This is a genomic window from Streptomyces sp. NBC_00306, from assembly GCF_036169555.1.
In the GTDB taxonomy this organism is placed as follows: domain Bacteria; phylum Actinomycetota; class Actinomycetes; order Streptomycetales; family Streptomycetaceae; genus Streptomyces; species Streptomyces achmelvichensis.
The window spans coordinates 3,148,769-3,165,355 of sequence record NZ_CP108032.1 but is presented as its reverse complement, the minus strand read 5'-3'; the positions used below and the strand labels follow the sequence as shown (position 1 = coordinate 3,165,355).

Genomic DNA, 16,587 nt, shown 5'->3' with positions numbered 1-16,587 from the left:
GGATGGCTGATCAGTACGCACAAAACCCGGTGGGCGACGAGCCGCCCCCGCTTCCCGCGCTGCGCTGGAGCGAGCCTCCGGAAGGGCCCGTGCTGGTGCTTCTCGACCAGACCCGGCTTCCTGCCGAGGAGGTCGAGCTGGTCTGCACCGATGTGCCCGCCCTCGTGCAGGCCATCCAGACACTCGCCGTGCGCGGGGCTCCTCTGCTGGGCATCGCCGGTGCCTACGGTGTGGCGCTCGCCGCGGCACGCGGTTACGACGTGGAGGAGGCGGCGCCACTGCTCGAGGGAGCGCGGCCCACCGCGGTGAACCTGGCCTATGGGGTGCGGCGTGCGATCGCCGCATACCGGGCGGCGGCCGACAAGGGGCCCGAGGAGGCCGCCCAGGCGGCTCTGACGGCCGCCAGGGAGCTGCACCGGGAGGACGCCGAGGCCAGTGCCCAGATGGCGGGTCACGGGCTCGCTCTGCTCGATGAGCTGTTGCCGGGCGGCGGGCATCGGATCCTGACCCACTGCAACACCGGTGCGCTGGTCTCGGGCGGGGAGGGCACGGCGTTCGCCGTGGCTCTTCACGCACACCGGGCCGGCGAGCTGCGGCGGCTGTGGGTGGACGAGACCCGGCCGCTGCTCCAGGGGGCGCGGCTGACGGCGTACGAGGCCGCTCGCAACGGCATGCCCTACACGCTGCTCACGGACAGTGCCGCGGGCTCCCTGTTCGCCGCGGGGGAGGTGGATGCGGTACTCATAGGCGCCGACCGCATAGCCGCGGACGGCTCGGTGGCCAACAAGGTGGGGAGCTATCCGCTCGCCGTGCTGGCGAAGTACCACCATGTGCCGTTCATCGTGGTCGCTCCGACCACGACCGTGGACCTGAGCACGCCGGACGGGGCGTCGATCGAGGTGGAGCAGAGGGCCGGACACGAAGTCACGGAAGTCACCGCCCCGCAGGTTCCTGCGGCCGCGGGAGCAGTGGGTGGCGGGCTTCCCGTCGCGCCGCTGGGGACCCAGGCGTACAACCCGGCCTTCGATGTCACGCCGCCGGATCTGGTCACGGCGATCGTCACCGAAATGGGGGCGTTGTCGCCGGTCACCGGCAGTGGAATCGCGGAGCTGTGTGCCAGGTCACGCCAGGTAACGATTAGCTAATGGGATGATGTCGATTATGAAGGGACGAGTCCTTGTCGTCGATGACGACACCGCACTGGCCGAGATGCTCGGGATTGTGCTGCGTGGTGAAGGTTTCGAGCCGTCGTTCGTAGCGGACGGCGACAAGGCACTTGCCGCTTTCCGTGAGGCAAAACCGGATCTTGTGCTGCTGGACCTCATGCTGCCCGGACGGGACGGCATCGAGGTGTGCCGCCTGATCAGGGCGGAGTCCGGCGTGCCGATCGTGATGCTCACCGCCAAGAGCGACACCGTGGACGTGGTGGTAGGCCTGGAGTCCGGGGCCGACGACTACATCGTGAAGCCGTTCAAGCCGAAGGAGCTGGTCGCCCGGATCCGGGCGCGGCTGAGGAGGTCGGAGGAGCCGGCGCCGGAACAGCTGGCGATCGGTGACCTGGTCATCGACGTGGCCGGTCACTCCGTGAAGCGGGAGGGACAGTCCATCGCGCTGACCCCGCTGGAGTTCGACCTGCTCGTCGCGCTGGCCCGTAAGCCGTGGCAGGTGTTCACCCGTGAGGTGCTGCTCGAGCAGGTCTGGGGCTACCGTCACGCCGCCGACACCAGGCTGGTGAACGTGCACGTCCAGAGGCTGCGCTCCAAGGTCGAGAAGGACCCGGAGCGTCCGGAGATCGTGGTGACCGTACGTGGTGTCGGTTACAAGGCCGGACCGAGCTGATATGACCCGAGGCAGCGTTGCTCCGAAGCCCGGGGAGCCGGGAGTCCGTACGGGGCGGGCTGCCGGACCGGGGCATGAGACGTCGCGATTCGGCCGCCTGCTGCGTGGCGGGCGGTCGGGTCGAAACGGCGATCCCGGCCGTCTGATACTCCGGCTCTTCCTGCGCTGGGTCCGCCGGCCGCTGCTGCCCGCTGTGCGGCTGTGGCGCCGGAACATCCAGCTCAGGGTCGTCGCGATGACGCTGCTGATGTCCCTCGGCGTGGTGGCGCTCCTCGGGTTCGTCGTCATCGGGCAGGTGCGTAACGGCCTGCTCGACGCCAAGGCGAAGGCGGCGCAGAGCCAGGCGGCCGGCGGTTTCGCCGTGGCGCGGGAGCGGGCTGCCAATCTGCGGACCGAGTCCGGCGCGCAGGACGGCGGCGCGGGCGGCCGTACGGCGACGAGCTGGCGCTCCGACCTCGTGGAACAGCTGGCCAGTGGCGGCCAGGGCGCGTTCAACGTGGTGGCGCTGAGCGCCGACGCCGCCAACGCGGGCAACCGTTTCCCGCGGACTTCGGGCAGCGTGGACCCGTCCAGCATTCCGCAGGAGCTGCGGGAGGCCGTGGACCAGGGCACGGGGACGTACGAGACGTACATCCAGATCAAGTACAACGACGATCACGAGCCGGAGCCCGGCCTGGTCGTCGGCACCCGGCTCAACGACATCGAGGAATATCCGTACGAGCTGTACTACGTCTTCCCGCTCGCGCAGGAGGAGCAGTCGCTCAATCTGGTCCGAGGCACGCTGGCCACGGCCGGGCTGTTCGTTGTTGTGCTGCTGGGTGCCATCGCCTGGCTCGTGGTGCGGCAGATCGTCACACCGGTGCGTATGGCCGCCGGGATCGCCGAGCGGCTGTCCGCCGGCCGTCTCCAGGAGCGGATGAAGGTCACCGGTGAGGACGACATCGCCAGACTCGGTGAAGCCTTCAACAAGATGGCGCAGAGCCTTCAGCTCAAGATCCAGCAGCTGGAGGAGCTCTCCCGGATGCAGCGGCGCTTCGTCTCGGACGTCTCCCACGAACTGCGGACCCCGCTGACGACGGTGCGGATGGCGGCCGACGTCATCCATGAGGCCCGGGTCGACTTCGATCCGGTGACCGCGCGTTCGGCGGAGCTCCTCGGGGACCAGCTCGACCGGTTCGAGTCGCTGCTCTCGGACCTTCTGGAGATCAGCCGCTTCGATGCCGGCGCGGCCGCGCTGGAAGCCGAGCCGATAGACCTCCGCGAAGTCGTACGGCGGGTCATCGGTGGTGCCGAGCCGCTCGCCGAGCGCAAGGGCACCCGGATACGCGTGGTCGGTGACGAGCAGCCCGTCGTGGCCGAGGCCGACGCCCGCCGCGTCGAGCGGGTGCTGCGCAACCTCGTCGTCAACGCCGTCGAGCACGGCGAGGGCCGGGACGTAATCGTGCGCATGGCGGTCGCCGGCGGTGCGGTCGCCGTCGCCGTACGGGACTACGGCGTGGGACTGAAGCCCGGAGAGGCGACCCGGGTGTTCAACCGCTTCTGGCGGGCCGATCCGGCCCGGGCGCGTACCACCGGCGGTACCGGTCTCGGTCTGTCCATCGCCGTCGAGGACGCGCGGCTGCACGGTGGCTGGCTCCAGGCATGGGGCGAGCCGGGCGGCGGTTCGCAGTTCAGGCTGACGCTGCCGCGGACCGCGGACGAGCCGCTGCGCGGTTCGCCGGTACCCCTGGAGCCGGAGGACTCGCGGCAGAACCGGGAGCGCGCCCTGGCCGAGGTGGCCGGCCCGCACCTGAACGGGCACCTGCTGGCGTCCGTGCCCGTTCAGGCCGTGTCGGACCGTTCTCCGCTCTCCGTACCGCCGGGTGCTCCGGTGCCGCCTCGTACGCCCCCTCAGGGCGTGGACCCGACCGCGCTGCCCGGCAACGGAGCCCGTGTCGTGGCGCGACCGGGGAACGAACGGCAGGACTCCGCCTTCGCACAGCCTGCTTCCGACCGGGAGGACACCAACCGTGGGCGCTGATCCGCGTCGTAGAGGACGTCGAGGCGCGCTGCGTTTGGTCGCGCTGCTCGGTGCCGGCGGTGTGCTGGCTGGCTGTGCCTCGATGCCCGACACCGGTGACATCCGTCCCGTGAAGGCGTCCCCGGGCGCCGACTCCGAGGTTCAGGTGTACGCGGTGAAGCCCCGCAAGGGAGCGGCCGCCGACGAGATCGTCAACGGCTTCCTCGAGGCGATGACCAGTGACGATGCCAATTTCGCCATCGCTCGGACGTATCTGACGCCGGAGGCGTCGCAGAAGTGGCGGCCCGACGCCAGTACGACGGTGCTGGAGACCGCTCCCACCGGCGGCCGGGCCGCGGTGGGCGGGGTCAGCACGGGGACCAGCTACCAGATCAAGGGCAAGCAGATCGCCGTGGTCGACTCGCAGCACGCCTTCCAGGCGAGCACGACCGAGGCGGAGGACTACGACTGGACGATGCATCTCTCCCGGCAAGGCGGCATCGAGGGCAAGGGCGAGTGGCGCATCGACAGCCCGCCTCCGGGCCTCCTGCTCGGCGCGTCCGACTTCCAGCGGAACTATGTCTCCATCAACAAGTACTACTTCGCCGCGGCGCCGGGCGGAGCTGGGGAAACCGTTGTGTCAGACCCGGTCTTCATCCGTCAGCGGATGGATCCGGTGACCCGGATGGATCCCGTGACGCAGTCGGTCAACGCGCTGCTCGACGGGCCCACGGACTGGCTGGACCCGGTGGTGGACTCGCGCTTCCCGCGGGGTACGGCGCTGAAGAGCGGTGTCACGTCCCTCGCGTTCGACGACAGGAACGTGCTGAAGGTGCCTCTCAACGAGAAGGCGTCCAACGTCGGCCGCGAGCAGTGCAAGAAGATGGCTGCGCAGATCTCGCTCACGCTGAGGGAGCTGTCGTCCACTCGGGTCGAGCAGGTGGAGCTGGAGCGTTCGAACGGCACGCAGCTGTGCGTGCTCGACAGCGTCGAGGCGGACGGTTACGCGCCCGACCGCGCGTCGGGGAAGCCGGTGTATCCGTACTTCGTCGATGCCAAGAACCGGCTCGCATGGCTGTCGGGCGCGACGAAGGAGGCGGCCACGCCGGCCAACGTGCGTGGGCCGTTCGGTGACGGACAGCTGCCGATCAGTGTCGTCGCGGTGGCACACGACGAGGACACCGCGGCCGCGGTCTCCAAGGACTTCGCCAGCCTCTACGTCTCGTCGATCGAGACCGATTCCCAGTTGGCGGCCCCCGTGGTGCGCAGCCTCGGCAAGACGCAGGACACCCGGTTGTCGGCACCCAGCTGGGACGGCCGCAAGGACCTGTGGATCGCCGACCGCAACCCGGAGAACCCGGCGCTGCTGCGTCTCGTGGGCGGCAAGGGCACGCCGCAGAAGGTCAACGTTCCCCTTCTGGGCGCCGCGCGCATCGAGTCCGTGAAGGTGTCCGCGGACGGCGCGCGCGTCGCGCTGCTTCTGACGGAGAACGGCAAGACCACGCTGAAGATCGGGCGGGTGGAGCGCGGGCCCAAGAGCAATCCGGTGGTGACCGTGGCCGAACTGGAGCCCGCGGCACCGCGGATGGAGACCGTCACGGCCGTTTCGTGGGCCGGCCCCAGCCGGCTCGTGGTGGTCGGCAAGGAATCCGGCGGTGTGCAGCAGGTCCGCTACATCCAGACGGACGGCTCGACTTGGGACACGGGCGTGCTGCCCGGTCTCAACGGTGTGCAGTCGGTCGCCGCGGCGGACGGCGAGGACCGCCCGCTCGTGGCGTACTCCGAGGACGACGGCATCGTGCGACTTCCGGCGGGTGCCAACTGGCAGCCGATCGTCGAGAAGGGCAGGGCTCCGGTCTACCCGGGCTAGGAGTCTGGTGGCCCCATCGACTCCCGGGGCTCTTGGCGCTGTGTCCCGCCGGCAGTCGGGGGTGCCCTGCCGGTGTGGTCCGGTCAACAGGCTGGTTGTCCACAGGCAGTTGTCCACAGGGGTGGCCGGACCTCCGGAGTGCGGGCACAGTGGTGGTCATGCGGAGGTGGTGGCAGGAAATCTCCGGCCTGGTGCTGCCGGCCGCATGCGGAGGCTGCGGCGTGCCCCGCACGCCGCTGTGCGAGAAATGCGCGCATGAGCTGTACGGCTCCTCTGCGCGCCGTGCGAGGCCCGACCCCGAGCCGGTGGGCCTGCCGGAGGTCCATGCCGCCGCCCCTTACGCCGATGGGGTGCGCGCGGTGCTGATCGCGCACAAGGAGCGTGGCGCTCTGGGGCTGGCCCGGCCTCTCGGCGTCGCGCTGGCCGGGGCGGTGCGGGCCTCGGCGTCCCCGGCCACGCAGGGAGTGGAGCCGCTGCTGCTCGTACCGGTGCCGTCGGCGCGGCGCGCGGTCCGGGCCAGGGGACATGATGCGGCGCGCAGGATCGCGCTGGCCGCCGCAGGGGAGCTGCGGCGCACGGGGACGAGGGCGAGAGCGCTGCCGGTGCTGCGGCAGCGGCGTGAGGTGGCCGACCAGGCGGGCCTGACGGCCCGCGAGAGGGTGGCGAATCTGTCCGGGGCCCTCGTGGTCGTCGGCGGCGCCGGACGGCTTCTGGAGGGCGGCAGAGCGGTGCTGGTGGACGACCTGATGACCACGGGCGCGTCGCTGGCGGAGGCGGCGCGGGCGCTCCGTGCGGCCATGGGACAGGGATATACCGGATTCGACGAGCCGGCCGCGGCGGTCGTCGCAGTCCCACCCTCGGCTTTCGAAATAAATCGGAACTGACAGGGAACGCGCAACGTTGCAGGTAGTGAGAGCCGAAATTGCCCTGAACGGAGGTACGCGCTGGTAGCGGGTGCCGAGACCCGTCCGATAGGGCTATGTTCGGTTGTGAGGAATGGGGAAAGCCCGGACCTCACCGAATGCACTGCCATGCTTCCGGCCAGGGATTCGAGGCTACGACAACCTCAAAATTGGTGGGGTGGAGATCTTGTCTCCGGGGGAGGAGGAGGTGAAAGTCGCCTAGTCCGAGACTCCGGCACACACCGGGGTCTGGTGCAAGAGGGAGACGCTCCGCAGCCGACGCGCAGGCGGGGCAATCCGGAACGGAGTTCTGCGTGGACATCGTCGTCAAGGGCCGCAAGACAGAGGTGCCTGAGCGGTTCCGCAAGCACGTGGCCGAGAAGCTGAAGCTGGACAAGATCCAGAAGCTCGACGGCAAGGTGATCAGCCTGGACGTCGAGGTGTCCAAGGAGCACAACCCGCGGCAGGCCGACCGTTCCGACCGCGTGGAGATCACCCTCCACTCGCGGGGCCCGGTGATCCGGGCAGAAGCAGCGGCCGCCGACCCCTATGCAGCGCTTGACCTGGCAACGGCGAAGCTGGAAGGCAGGCTTCGCAAGCAGCACGACAAGCGCCACAACCGACGTGGCAGCGGCCGGATTTCGGCAGCCGAGGTCGCCGATGTCGTGCCCGGCGTGGCCGAGCTGAACGGCAACGGACAGCTTCGCTCCGTGGAGACACCGCAGACCATTCCCACCACCAGGATGGGCTCGCTCGAAGTGCAGGGCGAGGGACCGCTGGTGGTCCGCGAGAAGCTCCACACCGCAGCGCCGATGACGCTCGACCAGGCCCTCTACGAGATGGAACTGGTCGGACACGACTTCTATCTCTTCGTCGACTCCGAGACGAAGCAGCCGAGTGTCGTCTACCGGCGGCACGCCTACGACTACGGCGTCATCCACCTGGAGAGCGACCCGCTGGCCGGCTCCGAGGCGGGCGGTGCCGGAGGTGCACTCGGCGGCTGACGCCGTCGCACAGAACCGCAGGTCGGTGGTGCCCCTGAGCGCTCAGCGCGCCCTCGGGGGCACCACCGTGCGACCTGGAACGACCGCACTGTCGCCCCGGCATGAAAGCATGGCGTCAGGAAGCCAACCCGTGTGCCATGCACTGAGGTTGGTGAACCACACATGACCTTCAGGCCACTGCCTTCAGGGGGAGGAACGATGGCGGACAGCTTCGGGCCGGTACGCGCCGCGGGCGACGCCGCAGACACGGTCGTCGAGACCGACGCGGACAGGGGCAGCTCCCGACAGGAGCCGATCCGTGTCCTCGTGGTGGACGACCACGCCCTCTTCCGGCGCGGACTGGAGATCGTCCTCGCGCAGGAGGAGGACATCCAGGTCGTCGGCGAGGCGGGAGACGGTGCGGAGGCGGTGGACAAGGCCGCGGACCTGCTGCCGGACATCGTGCTGATGGATGTGCGGATGCCCAGGCGCGGCGGTATCGAGGCCTGTACCTCCATCAAGGAGGTGGCCCCCAGCGCGAAGATCATCATGCTGACGATCAGCGACGAGGAGGCCGACCTCTACGACGCGATCAAGGCGGGTGCGACCGGCTACCTCCTCAAGGAGATCTCCACCGACGAGGTCGCGACGGCCATCCGCGCGGTGGCTGACGGACAGTCGCAGATCAGCCCGTCCATGGCGTCCAAGCTGCTCACCGAGTTCAAGTCGATGATCCAGCGCACCGACGAGCGCCGGCTCGTGCCGGCCCCGCGGCTCACCGAGCGTGAGCTGGAGGTGCTCAAGCTGGTGGCCACGGGCATGAACAACCGTGACATCGCCAAGGAGTTGTTCATCTCGGAGAACACCGTGAAGAACCACGTCCGCAACATCCTGGAGAAGCTTCAGCTGCACTCCCGGATGGAGGCCGTGGTCTACGCGATGCGGGAGAAGATCCTCGAGATCAGGTGAGCTCGGCGAGCAGACCGGCCCGCAGCTCGGGGCGGTCGACCCGCTCGATCCGGACCGTGTCGCAGCCCACCCACTCGGCGGCCTCCCGCAGGGCCTGCGCCATGGGCGCCACGGCCTTCGGGGTGTCGAGCGAGACATGCCTCGCCACGAGCGTCGTGCCCTCGCGCGCGGGGTCGACGCGCCCCAGCAGCTTCCCGCCCGCGAGCAGCGGCATGGCGAAGTAGCCGTACACCCGCTTGGGCTTCGGGACATACGCCTCGAGCCGGTGGGTGAAGCCGAAGATGCGTTCCGTCCGTGCACGCTCCCAGATCAGTGAGTCGAACGGGGACAGCAGGGTCGTGCGGTGGCGGCCCCGGGGCACGGTCGCCAGCGCCTCGGGATCGGCCCACGCCGGCTTGGACCAGCCCTCGACCGTCACCGGTACGAGACCGGAGTCCACGACCACCGCGTCGAACTGCTCGCCCTTGAGACGGTGGTAGTCGGCGATGTCCGCGCGGGTGCCGATGCCCAGGGACCGGCCGGCGAGCCGGACGAGCCGGCGCAGACACTCCGCGTCGTCCAGTTCGGTGTGCAGGAGATCGTCGGGGATGGCCCGTTCGGCCAGGTCGTACACCCGCTTCCAGCTGCGCCGTTCGGTGCACACCACCTCGCCGTACATCAGGGCCCGCTCGACGGCGACCTTGGAGGCGGACCAGTCCCACCACTCGCCGCCGTTCTTCGCACCGCCCAACTCCGTCGCGGTGAGCGGGCCTTCGGTGCGCAACTGCTTGATCACTGTCTCGTAGGCACCGTCCGGCAGGTCGTGCGACCAGTGCGGGCGGGCGCGGTAGGCCCGGCGGCGGAACCCGAAGTGCGGCCACTCCTCGACGGGCAGGATGCAGGCCGCGTGCGACCAGTACTCGAAGCTGTGGCCCTCGGTCCAGTACGCGTCCTCGACCGAGCGGCGGCCGACCGCGCCGAGACGCGCGTAGGGGATCAGCTCGTGCGAGCGGGCCAGCACCGAGATCGTGTCGAGCTGCACGGCGCCCAGGTGCCGCAGCACCCCGCGCACCCCGCCGCGTCGGTCCGGCGCGCCCAGGAACCCCTGGGCCCGCAGCGCGATACGGCGGGCCTCGTCGGCGGACAGATCGGCGGCGGGAGGCGGCAGCGTCGTCATGGTCCGCACGATAGACGGCGGCACTGACATCGGTCCCGCAGCCGATCCCGGCCGGATCCGCCCCCATGCCCGCTCCCGCACCGGCAGCGGCGTGCCGTATCCGCCCCGCGTCGGATCGGCTCCCGGGTCAGTTCTTCGTCGGCAGATACGGCTGCGGCGTCGGCAGCCCCACATCCGACGGGAGCAGCGAGCCCACCCAGGTGTCCCTGAGGGTGTCCTTGTTCAGCAGCGCCGCGCGCAGCGCCCCCTCGACCACGAAGCCGGCCTTCTCGGCCACCGCGCGCGAGGCGGTGTTGCCGACCTCCGCGCGCCACTCCAGCCGGGTCGCGCCCAGTCTGGTGAAGGTCCAGTGCGCCACCGCGCCCACCGTTTCCGCCATGATCCCGCGCCCCCGGAACTCCTTGCCCGTCCAGAAGCCGATCTCCCAGGTGCCCGAGAAGGTACGCAGCGTGACCGCGACGGACGCCATCAGCGGGCCGCCGGTGCGCGGCAGGACGGCGAAGGTGCACATCGTTCCGTTGCGCCAGCCCTCCGGGACCATCTGACCGGTGAACTCGGCGGCGTGCTCGCGTTCGTACGGCGAGGGGACCGTGGTCCACCGCTGGATGTCGGGGTCCTGACAGGACTCGAGGACCGCCTCCGTGTCGTCGGGCGTGAAGGTACGCAGCAGCAGGCGCTCGGTCGTGAGAGTGATGGGCTCCATGGTCCGGATTCTGGTTCGCCCAGGGGACGGATGCGAGCACTTTTCGTACCTCACCGGCACCTTCGGCGCGTCCCGCGCGTTCTCATTGCGGGTAACAGCAGGCCTGGCTGACTGCGGGCCTCCCGACCCGGCGTGGTCCTCGCTTACGATGGCCGTTGCGGTGGGGCCTACCTGCCGTGCCCGCGCCAGTGTCCCTAACACGACCCAGTGCCAGGCCCGATCGGCAAGGAGACCAGCCTCAGTGTCCGTCTTCAACAAGCTCATGCGTGCAGGCGAAGGCAAGATCCTGCGCAAACTGCACCGCATCGCGGACCAGGTCAACTCCATCGAAGAGGACTTCGTCAACCTCTCCGACGCCGAGTTGCGGGCGCTTACGGACGAGTACAAGGAGCGGTACGCCGACGGCGAGAGCCTCGACGACCTGCTTCCGGAGGCGTTCGCGACCGTTCGTGAGGCCGCCAAGCGCGTCCTCGGCCAGCGCCACTACGACGTCCAGATGATGGGTGGCGCCGCGCTGCACCTCGGCTACGTCGCCGAGATGAAGACCGGTGAGGGCAAGACCCTCGTCGGCACCCTCCCCACTTACCTCAACGCGCTCTCCGGCAAGGGCGTCCACCTGATCACGGTGAACGACTACCTGGCCGAGCGCGACTCCGAGATGATGGGCCGGGTCCACAAGTTCCTGGGCCTGTCGGTCGGCTGCATCCTTGCGAACATGACGCCGGCCCAGCGCCGCGAGCAGTACAACTGCGACATTACGTACGGAACGAACAACGAGTTCGGCTTCGACTACCTCCGCGACAACATGGCGTGGTCCAAGGACGAACTGGTCCAGCGCGGCCACAACTACGCCGTGGTCGACGAGGTGGACTCGATCCTCGTCGACGAGGCCCGTACGCCGCTGATCATCTCCGGCCCCGCCGACCAGGCCACCAAGTGGTACGGCGACTTCGCCAAGCTCGTCACCCGCCTGACCAGGGGCGAGGCGGGCAACCAGCTGAAGGGCATCGAGGAGACCGGCGACTACGAGGTCGACGAGAAGAAGCGGACCGTCGCCATCCATGAGCCGGGTGTCGCGAAGGTCGAGGACTGGCTGGGCATCGACAACCTCTACGAGTCGGTGAACACCCCGCTGGTGGGCTACCTGAACAACGCCATCAAGGCCAAGGAGCTCTTCAAGAAGGACAAGGACTACGTCGTCATCGACGGCGAAGTCATGATCGTCGACGAGCACACCGGCCGTATCCTCGCCGGCCGCCGCTACAACGAGGGCATGCACCAGGCCATCGAGGCGAAGGAAGGGGTGGACATCAAGGACGAGAACCAGACGCTCGCCACGATCACCCTCCAGAACTTCTTCCGTCTCTACGACAAGCTCGCGGGCATGACCGGTACGGCGATGACCGAGGCCGCCGAGTTCCACCAGATCTACAAGCTGGGCGTCGTGCCGATCCCGACGAACAAGCCCATGGTCCGCATGGACCAGTCCGACCTGATCTACCGCACCGAGGTCGCCAAGTTCGCGGCGGTCGTCGACGACATCGCCGAGAAGCACGAGAAGGGCCAGCCGATCCTGGTCGGCACCACCTCGGTCGAGAAGTCCGAGTACCTCTCGCAGCAGCTGAGCAAGCGTGGCGTCCAGCACGAGGTCCTCAACGCCAAGCAGCACGACCGGGAGGCGACGATCGTCGCCCAGGCCGGCCGCAAGGGCGCGGTCACCGTGGCGACGAACATGGCCGGCCGTGGTACCGACATCAAGCTCGGCGGCAACCCCGACGACCTCGCCGAGGCGGAGCTGCGCCAGCGCGGCCTGGACCCGGTCGAGCACGTCGAGGAATGGGCGGCGGCGCTGCCCGCGGCGCTGGAGCGGGCCGAGGCGGCCGTCAAGGCCGAGCACGACGAGGTCACCGACCTCGGCGGTCTGTATGTGCTGGGCACCGAGCGGCACGAGTCGCGCCGTATCGACAACCAGCTGCGCGGCCGTTCCGGACGTCAGGGAGACCCGGGCGAGTCCCGCTTCTACCTCTCGCTCGGCGACGACCTGATGCGGCTGTTCAAGGCGCAGATGGTCGAGCGCGTGATGTCGATGGCGAACGTCCCCGACGACGTCCCGATCGAGAACAAGATGGTGACGCGTGCGATCGCGTCCGCCCAGTCGCAGGTCGAGCAGCAGAACTTCGAGACGCGTAAGAACGTCCTGAAGTACGACGAGGTGCTCAACCGCCAGCGTGAGGTCATCTACGGCGAGCGCCGCCGCGTCCTGGAGGGCGAGGACCTGCACGAGCAGGTGCGGCACTTCATGGACGACACCATCGACGCCTACATCCAGGCGGAGACGGTCGAGGGCTTCGCCGAGGAGTGGGACCTGGACCGGCTGTGGGGCGCGTTCAAGCAGCTCTACCCGGTGAAGGCGAGCGTGGAGGAGCTGGAGGAGGCGGTCGGCGACCGCGCCGGCATCACCGCCGACTTCATCGCGGAGTCCATCAAGGACGACATCCACGAGCAGTACGACGAGCGCGAGAAGACGCTCGGCTCGGACATCATGCGTGAGCTGGAGCGCCGCGTGGTGCTGTCGGTCCTGGACCGCAAGTGGCGTGAGCACCTCTACGAGATGGACTACCTCCAGGAGGGCATCGGCCTGCGCGCGATGGCGCAGAAGGACCCCCTGGTGGAGTACCAGCGCGAGGGCTTCGACATGTTCACCGCCATGATGGAGGGCATCAAGGAGGAGTCCGTCGGCTACCTGTTCAACCTGGAGGTCCAGGTCGAGCAGCAGGTCGAAGAGGTTCCCGTGCAGGACTCCGCACGCCCCTCCCTCAGCAAGGAGGACGCGGTCCCGGCCGGCGCCCCGCGCCCCGAGATCCGCGCCAAGGGCCTCGACGCCCCGCAGCGGCCCGACCGGCTGCACTTCTCCGCTCCCACGGTGGACGGCGAGGGCGGCGTGATCGAGGGCGACTTCGCGAACGACGGTGACTCCGGGCACGGTGAGCCGGAGGGCATGACGCGTGCGGAGCGCCGCAAGGCGCAGAAGAGCGCGGGTCGACGCCGCAAGAAGTAGCGCGGGCGGCCCTCGGGCCTCTCAGTGGCGCACGGCCGGGGCCGGACACCTTTCGGGGTGTCCGGCCCCGGCCGGTTTCCCGGGCCGTGGCCGAGCATCCCGGGGCCGGCGCGTGGCTAGGACGAGCCCACCCGCTCGCCGCCCAGTTCGATCGCCGAGCAGCGCCAGCGCGCGTCCGGGCCCTGCTCGAGGCGGAAGGCCATCGCGCTTACGCGGTCGCCCGAACCGATGCGGGCGAACGCCTCGATGACGCCGGGGCCGGGGTGGTACTCGCCGCAGTGGCGGACCACGGGCGTCACACGGTCCGCGGGTCGCAGCGGGGCGCCCGGGGCCAGCTGGACGAGCTGTTCGTACGCCTCGCCGATCGTGTGGCCGAGCATCCAGTGCACCGGGCGCCGGCCGCTCAGCACCGCCAGGAGGCGGTCGGCGAACCAGTAGTGCGGCCGGTCCTGGCGCCGGGCACGTGCGAGAGCCGACGCGGCGACGGCGGCGGGCCGGCGCTGGTCGTGCCGTCCTGCGGGTCGGGTCCTGTTCATGGCAGATCGCCCCCGATGAGTACGGGCCCGGTTCGTACCGGGCGGTAACTTCGTTGGTGATCTTCTACGGCGCGCAGTGGGTCGATAGCAATGCGTGACGAGTCGGATCCGGGGGCCTGCGGAGTTCACCTATCAGGGTGATGCGGGCCGGCTTCAGCCGCCGACGGGCAAGGATCCGGTGCGTCCCGGTGGACGGTTCGGGAGGCCGCCGGAGGCACCCCGAAGGGGTACCTCGCACGTATCCTGAGGGCGCATTCCGACTACGAAAGCGGCCAGCCATGCGCGTCTACGTCCCCCTGACCCTCTCCGGTCTCGCAGAGGCGCACAAGAGGGGCGAACTGGGCCCCGCGCCGATGACCGCCTACGGCGTCACGCCGGGCCTGCGCGAGTGGTACGTCTCCGACGACATCGAGGAGCTGGAGTACGCGGCCCTCAGCCGTGCCGCGGCCGCCTCGCTCCGGCTGGTCGCCGGCGATCCGGGGGTCGCGAGGCGCCGGGTCGTGGTGGCCCTCGACGTACGCGACCAGGACGCGACCGCGGACCCCGACCGTTCGCTGGACTCCGGCTCGGTCGGCGAGGTGCGCATCTCGGTCGCGGTGCCGCTGTCCGGGGCGGCGGCGGTGCACGTCGACGCGGACGATGCGATCGGTGACGTCACCGCGGCGGCGGACGCGCTCGGTGCGGCGGACCAGTGCGACGGCGACGCACAGTTCACCGTGGACGGCGCCGAGGACCACGAGCTGCTCTGGTACGGCGTCCAGGAGATCCCGAACCTGGTGGACTGACCTGCGGGGTCGTGGCCGGGGCTGACCGTTGTCGGACCCGTTAGGTACGGTCGTCGGCATGGGGAAGCACACGACGCACCTGGTCTGGGACTGGAACGGGACACTGCTGGACGACATCGCGGCGGTCATCGGGGCGACCAATGCCGCGTTCGCGGAGATCGGCCTGGAAGCGATCACGCTCGAGCGCTACCGCGAGCTGTACTGCGTGCCGGTTCCCCGGTTCTACGAGCGGCTGATGGGGCGGCTGCCGACCGCGGAGGAGTGGGAGGTCATGGACGAGATCTTCCACCGTCACTACACCACCCAGCGGATCGGCTGCGCACTGACCGCGGGTGTCGAGGACCTGCTGCGGGAATGGCGGCAGGCGGGCCGGAGCCAGTCGCTGCTGAGCATGTACGGGCACGAGCAGCTGGTCCCGGTCGTGCGGGGCTACGGGATCGAGAACCACTTCATCCGGGTGGACGGGCGGACGGGGCCGTCCGGCGGCTCGAAGGCGCTGCACATGGAGCGTCATCTGGCGGCGCTCGCCGGGTCGGCCGCGCCGGAGCACACGGTGGTCATCGGGGACGCCGTCGACGACGCGGTGGCGGCGGCCCACGTGGGCGCCAAAGCAGTGCTCTACACCGGCGGATCGCACAGCAGGGCGAGCCTGGAAGAGGCCGGCGTGCCGGTGGTGGACACGCTGACGGAGGCGGTGGAGGAAGCGATGCGGTTGGTCGCCTGACGGCGCCAGGCCGGCCGCCATGCGCGGGGCCATCGGTCCCGGGTGCGGCCGCGGGCGGGGCGTGCGCCCTGGCTGTGGCTCGCGGAAAGGCGCCCCGCGCCCGCGCCGCCTGGCGCGCATCCGCCGGCCCCGCGGTGCGGGGCGCGCCTTGAGGTACGGGCAGTCGCACCCTGCCCGGCACCCGGACGGGTTCGCGCCCCGGGGCCCTTACCCGCGCCGCCCGGCCCGCGTCGCCGGTCCACGAGCCACGGGCAGTCGCACCGCACCCCGCACCGATCAGGGCGCGGGCAGTCGCACCGGCCCGGTCCGCAAACGGTCCCGCGCCCGCACCCGCGGCCGCGCGGCCCGCGCCGCCCCCTGCGGCCGGCGCAGCCCGCGCCCCACGGGTACCCGCCTCCTAGGACACCGGCGCCTTCGTCCGCAGCACCTTCAGGAACTCCCGCATCCACTCCGGGTGGTCCGGCCAGGCGCGGGAGGAGACCAGGGTGCCGTCTACCACCGCCTCCGTGTCCTGGAAGCTCGCTCCCGCCGCCTGCATGTCCAGTTCCAGCGCGGGGTACGCCGTGACCCTGCGGCCGTCGAGGCTGCCGATCGCCGCCGTCAGCAGCGGGCCGTGGCAGATCTGCGCCACGGGCTTGTCGGCGTCGAAGAACGCCTTCAGAATCTTGCGTAGCTCCGGATCGTTGCGCAGATACTCGGGCGCGCGTCCGCCCGGGATGACCACCGCCACGTACTGGCCCGCATCCACCTCGGAGAAGGCCAGGTCCGCCGGCCAGGTGTACCCCGGCTTCTCGGTGTAGGTGTCGAAGCCCGGCTCGAAGTCGTGCACGACGAACTGGAGCTTCTTGCGAGCGGGTGCCGCGATGTGGACCTCGTACCCCTCTTCCCGCAGCCGTTGGTACGGGTAGAGGACCTCGAGGGACTCGGCTGCGTCGCCGGTGACGATCAGGACCTTGGCTGTCATGGCTGCTCCCGGTTTCGGGCTGTCGACGGGTGTCCCTGCCGACGGAGCAGGGCCGCCGACGGCGACCGTGTCGTCACTCGCCAACCTGCCCCGCCGAGG

General features: G+C 70.0%; 14 protein-coding genes. 10 read left to right on the top strand and 4 right to left on the bottom strand.

The features are described 5' to 3' along the window. Nucleotides 1-2 precede the first annotated feature (2 nt). From mtnA to OHA05_RS13900, 7 genes are all read left to right on the top strand, one after another. Complete coding sequence (mtnA, locus tag OHA05_RS13930; protein ID WP_328860739.1) at nt 3-1,145, top strand: S-methyl-5-thioribose-1-phosphate isomerase; 1,143 nt, start codon at nt 3-5, stop codon at nt 1,143-1,145. 4 nt (nt 1,146-1,149) lie between these two features. Continuing rightward, a complete protein-coding gene (mtrA, locus tag OHA05_RS13925; protein WP_187438793.1) occupies nt 1,150-1,839 on the top strand; it encodes a two-component system response regulator MtrA in 690 nt (229 codons plus the stop codon). Nucleotide 1,840: 1 nt separating this feature from the next. Then, nucleotides 1,841-3,859: an MtrAB system histidine kinase MtrB gene (mtrB, locus tag OHA05_RS13920; RefSeq protein ID WP_328860738.1), complete on the top strand. Its 2,019-nt coding sequence runs from the start codon at nt 1,841-1,843 to the stop codon at nt 3,857-3,859. Nucleotides 3,860-3,941: 82 nt separating this feature from the next. Continuing rightward, nucleotides 3,942-5,708 (top strand): LpqB family beta-propeller domain-containing protein, encoded by a 1,767-nt coding sequence (locus tag OHA05_RS13915; protein WP_313948986.1) that lies wholly within the window; start codon nt 3,942-3,944, stop codon nt 5,706-5,708. Between the two features lie 158 nt (nt 5,709-5,866). Then, nucleotides 5,867-6,592: a ComF family protein gene (locus OHA05_RS13910; RefSeq protein ID WP_328860737.1), complete on the top strand. Its 726-nt coding sequence runs from the start codon at nt 5,867-5,869 to the stop codon at nt 6,590-6,592. Nucleotides 6,593-6,924: 332 nt separating this feature from the next. Continuing rightward, nucleotides 6,925-7,614 carry a ribosome hibernation-promoting factor, HPF/YfiA family gene (hpf, locus tag OHA05_RS13905; protein ID WP_328860736.1) on the top strand — a complete coding sequence of 230 codons (690 nt, stop codon included), beginning with the start codon at nt 6,925-6,927 and terminating at the stop codon, nt 7,612-7,614. 198 nt (nt 7,615-7,812) lie between these two features. After that, nucleotides 7,813-8,562 carry a response regulator transcription factor gene (locus tag OHA05_RS13900; RefSeq protein ID WP_313946009.1) on the top strand — a complete coding sequence of 250 codons (750 nt, stop codon included), beginning with the start codon at nt 7,813-7,815 and terminating at the stop codon, nt 8,560-8,562. Here the strand turns inward: OHA05_RS13900 and OHA05_RS13895 are convergent. Continuing rightward, nucleotides 8,555-9,718: a winged helix-turn-helix domain-containing protein gene (locus OHA05_RS13895; RefSeq protein ID WP_313946010.1), complete on the bottom strand. Its 1,164-nt coding sequence runs from the start codon at nt 9,716-9,718 to the stop codon at nt 8,555-8,557. The genes OHA05_RS13900 and OHA05_RS13895 overlap by 8 nt on opposite strands. A gap of 127 nt (nt 9,719-9,845) precedes the next feature. Beyond that, nucleotides 9,846-10,421, bottom strand: coding sequence for a GNAT family N-acetyltransferase (locus tag OHA05_RS13890; RefSeq protein WP_313946011.1), 576 nt, complete (start codon nt 10,419-10,421; stop codon nt 9,846-9,848). A 241-nt stretch (nt 10,422-10,662) separates the two neighbouring features. Here OHA05_RS13890 and secA point away from each other — a divergent pair, with 241 nt between their 5' ends. Further along, nucleotides 10,663-13,479 (top strand): preprotein translocase subunit SecA, encoded by a 2,817-nt coding sequence (gene secA / locus OHA05_RS13885; protein WP_313946012.1) that lies wholly within the window; start codon nt 10,663-10,665, stop codon nt 13,477-13,479. Nucleotides 13,480-13,595: 116 nt separating this feature from the next. Here the strand turns inward: secA and OHA05_RS13880 are convergent, their stop codons facing one another. Further along, nucleotides 13,596-14,015: an Rv3235 family protein gene (locus OHA05_RS13880; protein ID WP_313946013.1), complete on the bottom strand. Its 420-nt coding sequence runs from the start codon at nt 14,013-14,015 to the stop codon at nt 13,596-13,598. Between the two features lie 278 nt (nt 14,016-14,293). Here OHA05_RS13880 and OHA05_RS13875 point away from each other — a divergent pair, with 278 nt between their 5' ends. After that, entirely contained in the window at nt 14,294-14,800 is a 507-nt protein-coding gene (locus OHA05_RS13875; protein WP_328860735.1) for a DUF6912 family protein, read from the top strand. 58 nt (nt 14,801-14,858) lie between these two features. Continuing rightward, complete coding sequence (locus OHA05_RS13870) at nt 14,859-15,524, top strand: HAD family hydrolase (RefSeq protein WP_328860734.1); 666 nt, start codon at nt 14,859-14,861, stop codon at nt 15,522-15,524. Nucleotides 15,525-15,921: 397 nt separating this feature from the next. Here OHA05_RS13870 and OHA05_RS13865 read toward each other — a convergent pair whose 3' ends face one another. Continuing rightward, nucleotides 15,922-16,488, bottom strand: coding sequence for a DJ-1/PfpI family protein (locus OHA05_RS13865; RefSeq protein WP_313946016.1), 567 nt, complete (start codon nt 16,486-16,488; stop codon nt 15,922-15,924). Nucleotides 16,489-16,587 lie beyond the last annotated feature (99 nt).